The sequence below is a fragment of the Clostridium sp. genome (genome assembly GCF_021372645.1).
Taxonomy (GTDB): Bacteria; Bacillota; Clostridia; order Clostridiales; family Clostridiaceae; genus Clostridium.
This window is the reverse complement of the sequence record NZ_JAJFUC010000036.1, coordinates 1-5,914: the sequence shown is the minus strand read 5'-3', so window position 1 is coordinate 5,914 and position 5,914 is coordinate 1. Positions and strand designations below refer to the sequence as shown.

Genomic DNA, 5,914 nt, shown 5'->3' with positions numbered 1-5,914 from the left:
TCTTGAACTGTTATTACAAGACCAGTAAGATTAACTCCACTCTGACCATCTAACTCGTTGGAATTTGAAGAATATGCTATATGAAGAGCCTATGTTCCTTATATTGAGTATATATCTGAAAATTCTATTTCTATTCTTTCTACGTGACTCTCAAAAAATACTTTATCTATGTAATCTTCTTCAATAACTAACTTTGCTGGTAACTCAATTGTGAATTCAGAACCTTTACCTTCAATACTTTTTACACTTATTCTGCCACCATGCTTCTCAACAAATGATTTTACAAGATATAAACCTATTCCAGTTCCTTCACATTGTCTGGAAAGTGAATTATTTACCTGTCCAAAACGTTCAAATATAAAATCAAGCTTATTTTGTGGAATTCCTTGACCTTCATCTTTTACTTCAATAACAATACTTGATTTTTTATTTTTCACATTTACATATATATGCCCATTAGGCTTACTGTATTTAAGAGCATTAGATATTAAATTCAACATTATACGTTCCATCATATCATGGTCAAATCCAATAATTTTTTCTTCAATATCTGTATCAAATATAATTTCTATATTCTTGCTTTTTACATATAAAGCTACTGACTGAACAATATTTTCAACAACACTTACAATATCCCCATTCTTTCTATTAAATTTAATAAATCCAGAATCTAATTTAGCTATATCTAAAAGATTATTTATTAACTTAATCATTCTTAAACAATTTTGTTTCATTGTCTTTAAATAGGTTTTACATTTTTTTGCATTATTTGATTCATCATTATCTAAATACATACATATAGTCTGAATTGCAGCGAAAATAACATTAACAGGTGTTTTTAGTTCGTGAGACATATTAGTAAAAAAATTCATTATCAAATTGTTAAATTCTCTAGTTTCATTAAGTAAATTTAAATTTTTTTCTGCATCTTCTTTTAAGGTTTCCACTTTTTTTTCTGAAGTTATATCAAGCAAAAGAGTTAATATTGAAGGTTGTCCTTTGTAAGCAAAAAAAGCTGATGTATTACGCACAGGAATAAGAACACCATCACGGTTTAATATAGTTTCTTCTTTTATAATTTTTAAAAATTCATTATTGATAATATTTGAATACCTTTTTTCAATATTTGATTTAATATCTTTTGGATAATAGTCATAAAAAAATGTACCATTTAGATGGATTGGATCTTCGTGTCCTAGTAGCTTAGCTGCACTTTCATTGGCATATATAATTATTCCATTTTCATGTACAATAATAGCATTTAGTGAATTTTCAAATATCATATCGTAGCAAGTTTTATTTTTTAATAATAGTGATTCTATATATTGCCTTTCTTTAGTTTTTGCTTCCAATTCCGTATTTAATTTTTCAAGTGTTTTATCCTTTTTTCTATTATTTTCAGCTTCCATATCAACATAATATCCAAGAATCCAAGCAACAAAAATAAATACCCCTGCCATTATTAAATCTTTTTGAAAACATGTATTAATTCCATGAATAAGTGGAGCATACAATAAATCTGCTCCAAGTATAAAAATGGAAGAAAAAAGTGATGTTATAATTCCATAACGAGATCCATATTGAATCACTGATGATATTATTAATAGCAGAAACAAATATTTATATTCATTTTCGTAAACTGTAGATAAATATATTATCAGCAAACTAATTCCCATGAAAAAAATATTTTCTAATAACCATGAGATTCTAAATACATTGTATGATTGTAGCATTTTGCGATTAATCATTAAGTAAATCATATATGATACTGCAGTAATAAATAAAAAAAATCCCATACTATAAATGTTAAATTGACCATTATCTTGTATATTTAAATCTGTCCAGTAATTAGGCAATTTACTATATATAATTATATTAATAAATACTATTATTGAAATCTTTATAATTGATAGCATACCAGATAAGTTATCTTTGCTTTTATCTATAAAAGTATTCATAAAAAACCTCCCAATATTATAAGTAAAAATTAAAGTAAAGATCATTAATTAATGAATTAACAATCTTTACTTTAATTTTTATTCTTACTTATTTCTGCACTATTTTCTTAAGCATTTTGGTTCTTCTGGTTGAAATGTGCTAAGAGAACAAGCTGATGCTGAAACTGACAATGCCATTTTTGTACAAAGATTTGCTGTAAGTTTAGCAATTGATTTGTTAATTGGATTTTTCATATTATTCACTCCTCGTCTTTCCATGCATTATGTATTTTAAAACAAAGTCAACTTTGTTTAAAAAGCTTATTCCGCCTTTAGTAAGTGTAATAGTCTGCCATAGTATTCCAAGGCTAATACTTTCTATTAATCTTATGTAATATGATTCTGAAAACCTTTGGCTTAGTATAAATAGAACTATTATTATAAATGAAAAAATAAATATTACAAAAATAGATTTCCTTTTAAATTGTTCTCTTGCTTCAATATTAGTAATAGGTTTCTTAATACTATCTACAGGTGCATTTTTTAAAACTATTATAAAAGCAAATATCATAAAAGTCATGCTTATTATCATTACAGCAGAACTATTAAGGGTGTATAATATCTTATCAACAAAAATTCCAGCTGCCACTGCTAAAGTTGTTCCTATTATAATGCAGCGACTTGGTGAAGATGCATTATAATAGGAACAACTGAATATTTCCTAAAAATGCTGACTGCGATGGTAAATATTATAGTTTCATAAAATACTCCAAAAAACAACCCGGCAATCATAACCCATAAGATAGCAAATATGATTTGAAATAAATTTATTGCTCCATATATAATTATTTGCTCTTGTTCTTCATTAACATTTAAAAATAATTTTGCATTATTCCCAACTTTAGCTGCCATTTTTTCAGTTAGAGACATTTTTTATTCCTTTCTTCGCTTTTAATAGATAATTCACTATTATTATGAATAATAGTACAAAAATTAAAGATGGTGACCAATATAAACATTTTTTTAAAGGATTTATAAATTCAATACTTGTATTTATGTTTAATAAGTTCAATAATCCCACATTTAAAAATTCACCTAAAGTAAGTATAAACAACATTAATAAAGTACTGTATATTGATTTTATTATAGGTATATCAATAATAACCATAATGCTTGTAATCAAAATTTGATTAATTATCATATGTACACCAAAATATATCGGAAGCCATCTTACAAAAAATGTTAATATAGACAATGCTATGCTTGAAATTATAAATTTAGGAATATTAATGGATTTTTTAGAGACCACATGTATCCCCCATATTAAAATAAATATCTCTGGAATAGTCCGCAAAAAAAACTCTATCCAAGTAAGTCTTAACATAATTTTTTCATCCTTTCTTTATAATATATTCTCTAAACTATATATTCTCTATAATATTTATAATTCCTTCTTTTTTTTAACTTTTTCCACCAAATAAGTAATATATTTTGATGTTTTTTATAATAAAATGGTGACTGAAGTTGCTAAGAATTAGAACTTGGGAAAAAGGATTTAGAGTTAGCTACTTTTTAGCAGATAATAAACAACAACTGCTTGTTGTTGTTTATAGTGTTTAACAATTATTGTTTATAATGTTTAGGAGGTACTTCAAAGCTAGTTGTATCAGTGATTTCAAAAATCTAATATGTCTTTTACATACCTAACTATGTCTTTTACATACCTAAAATTTAATCTAATATGTCTTTTGCATACCTAATTATGTACTTTACATACCTAACTATGTCTTTTTCATAGTCAAATATGTCCTTACGCTTAGTGTTGACATATTTGACTATGAAAAAGTATTATTTAAATTGAGGTGATAACTCTGAATAAAAATTATATAGTAACAAAAAGCAATACATTAATAACTTGTAACTATGATTTGAGTTTACAGGAGCAAAAGATTATTTTAACGTTAGCTAGTATGGTACAACCTACAGACACAGAATTTAAAGAATATGAATTTAAGATAAAAGAGTTCATGGAGTTATTAGAGATTAAAGATAAAAGTAAATATACTGAAATACCTAAAATAACTAAGGAACTAATGAAAAAAGTATTTGAAATAAAAGAAGGTAAAGATATAATTCAGATAGCTTGGCTAAGTAGTGCAATATATAAAACTGGAGAAGGAACGGTAAAGCTTGAATTTTCTCCTAAGTTAAAACCTTATATGTTGGAACTTAAAGAGCTATATACAAGTTATAAGCTTGAAAATATATTGAGTTTAAAGAGTAAGTATTCTATAAGAATATATGAGATATTAAAAAGTAATTTATTTAAAAAGTGTATTGAAATTGAAGTTGAAGAACTTAAAAACATGATAGGAGCTAAAGCAGATTATTTTAAATTATATGCAGATTTTAAAAGAAAAGTAATTTTACAGGCACAAAAAGAGCTAAATTTAATAACAGATATTAATTTTACCTATGAAGAGATAAAAACAGGTAGAAAAGTAACAAGTATTAGATTTCACATAAATAAAAGTAAAAATGCTCAGAATGAAATATCAGCGACTAAAGAAGAGCCAAAGCAAGATATAGATACTACTAATATTAAACTTATGAAAAATATAATTGAGAATATAAGTGATATAGATGCAAGTAAAATATTCAATATCACTGGTGGCGATATTGAGAAGATAAAAGAGAAGTACTCTATGATAAGCAAATTTAAAAATGTAAATAATTTAACAGGTGCTATGATACAGGCAATAAAGGAAGATTGGACAACCAATAGTATTAATAATAGTACATTTAATAATTTTGAGGGCAGAACTTATGATTATGATAAATTAGAAAAGAAGTTGCTCGGGTGGGAATAATATCGGTAGGTGACAGTCACCATACTGAGGAAACTTGTGAGCGAAGTTGCTAGCTGTTTTTTACACGAATTGTTGCCATACTTAAAATAGAAATAACCTGCAGTAAACTCTGCAGGTTATTTCTATTTCTCCAAAAGCCTATCCTTAATTTTCTCCAATACAGCATTCTTCTTCCTAACTATCTGAGAATAAGGTCGCTTCTTTTTAGCTGCATAATCAGTTAATGAGAAATTGTTATAGTAAACCAGGAAGATTAATTCAAATTCATCTGGTTCAAGATCTGATATTATTTTTTGAAGTTCAACTACCCTTTCATGTGCCAAGTAATCATTCTCTAAGTTCTCGTTACTTTCAAGAAATTCTGTAAAGTCTAAAGAGCTTTTACCATCAATAGATGCATTAATACTTAAATTAAGTTTATGTTTATTATTAGATCTTGCAGTGTATTTCATAGCATTTTTAATTGTAGAATACACATAGCTTGAAAATGAATGTTTAGTAGTATCATATTTATCTACTGCATTAATTAAAGCAATATAGCCTATTTGTACAAGATCATATTCATCATAATTTTTTATGTTAAAATCTTTAGCAGTTTTGAATATAAACGGTTTAAATTGGAGCAGTAGCTTGGTTAAGCTTTCAGAGCTGCCTTGTTTCGCTAATTTGACTTGATCTTCGATTTGGTCATAATTCATTAAAATACCCCCTTAGATTAATTGACAATTATCCATTTCAACTGTCGATTGAACATATATATGCAAAAAATATAAAAATTTACAAAGGGGATTAACTTAAAATACATAAAACTATTATATCACAGTTGGAAATGGTTAACATGGATTAGATAAATGTGAATAAAGATAGGAAATTTATTAAAAAACCTTTTATATTTTTAATAAATATCTATGCATAACAAAAACAAAAAACAACTGTTGTTTAATGTATTTAATGTATTTAATGTATTTAATGTATTTAGACACCCTTTGAGCCCAGTAGGCAAGCCATTTTTTTGACGTTAAAACTACTTTTTAAGGGTTTAAAACTACTTTTTAAGGATTTAAAACTACTTTTTAAGGAGCTAAAACTACTTTTTAAGGATTTAAA

The 5,914-nt window shown here is 26.1% G+C and carries 6 protein-coding genes; 1 reads left to right on the top strand and 5 read right to left on the bottom strand.

The annotated features are described in order from the left end of the window. Window positions 1-98 precede the first annotated feature (98 nt). The 4 genes from LLF98_RS05450 to LLF98_RS05435 all read right to left on the bottom strand — a co-directional run bounded on the left by LLF98_RS05450 (window position 99) and on the right by LLF98_RS05435 (window position 2,867). Entirely contained in the window at window positions 99-1,958 is a 1,860-nt protein-coding gene (locus tag LLF98_RS05450) for a PAS domain-containing sensor histidine kinase (protein ID WP_291701641.1), read from the bottom strand. A gap of 99 nt (window positions 1,959-2,057) precedes the next feature. Further along, window positions 2,058-2,192 carry a cyclic lactone autoinducer peptide gene (locus LLF98_RS05445; protein ID WP_291701639.1) on the bottom strand — a complete coding sequence of 45 codons (135 nt, stop codon included), beginning with the start codon at window positions 2,190-2,192 and terminating at the stop codon, window positions 2,058-2,060. A 1-nt stretch (window position 2,193) separates the two neighbouring features. After that, window positions 2,194-2,586, bottom strand: coding sequence for an accessory gene regulator B family protein (locus LLF98_RS05440; protein ID WP_291701637.1), 393 nt, complete (start codon window positions 2,584-2,586; stop codon window positions 2,194-2,196). A gap of 17 nt (window positions 2,587-2,603) precedes the next feature. After that, the gene (locus LLF98_RS05435) at window positions 2,604-2,867 is read right to left on the bottom strand and encodes an accessory gene regulator B family protein (RefSeq protein WP_291701635.1); all 264 of its coding nucleotides are present in this window, start codon (window positions 2,865-2,867) and stop codon (window positions 2,604-2,606) included. 932 nt (window positions 2,868-3,799) lie between these two features. Here LLF98_RS05435 and LLF98_RS05430 point away from each other — a divergent pair. Further along, a complete protein-coding gene (locus tag LLF98_RS05430; RefSeq protein ID WP_291701633.1) occupies window positions 3,800-4,807 on the top strand; it encodes a replication initiation protein in 1,008 nt (335 codons plus the stop codon). Between the two features lie 122 nt (window positions 4,808-4,929). Here LLF98_RS05430 and LLF98_RS05425 read toward each other — a convergent pair whose 3' ends face one another. Further along, on the bottom strand, window positions 4,930-5,505 hold the full coding sequence (locus LLF98_RS05425) for a sigma-70 family RNA polymerase sigma factor (protein WP_291701631.1): 576 nt from the start codon (window positions 5,503-5,505) through the stop codon (window positions 4,930-4,932). Window positions 5,506-5,914: the final 409 nt, after the last annotated feature.

Excerpts from the sequence above, each read along its gene's own strand:
- LLF98_RS05450 (WP_291701641.1), bottom strand. The coding sequence starts at position 1,958 with ATGAATACTTTTATAGATAAAAGCAAAGATAACTTATCTGGTATGCTA.
- LLF98_RS05445 (WP_291701639.1), bottom strand. The coding sequence starts at position 2,192 with ATGAAAAATCCAATTAACAAATCAATTGCTAAACTTACAGCAAATCTT.
- LLF98_RS05435 (WP_291701635.1), bottom strand. The coding sequence starts at position 2,867 with ATGTCTCTAACTGAAAAAATGGCAGCTAAAGTTGGGAATAATGCAAAA.
- LLF98_RS05425 (WP_291701631.1), bottom strand. The coding sequence starts at position 5,505 with ATGAATTATGACCAAATCGAAGATCAAGTCAAATTAGCGAAACAAGGC.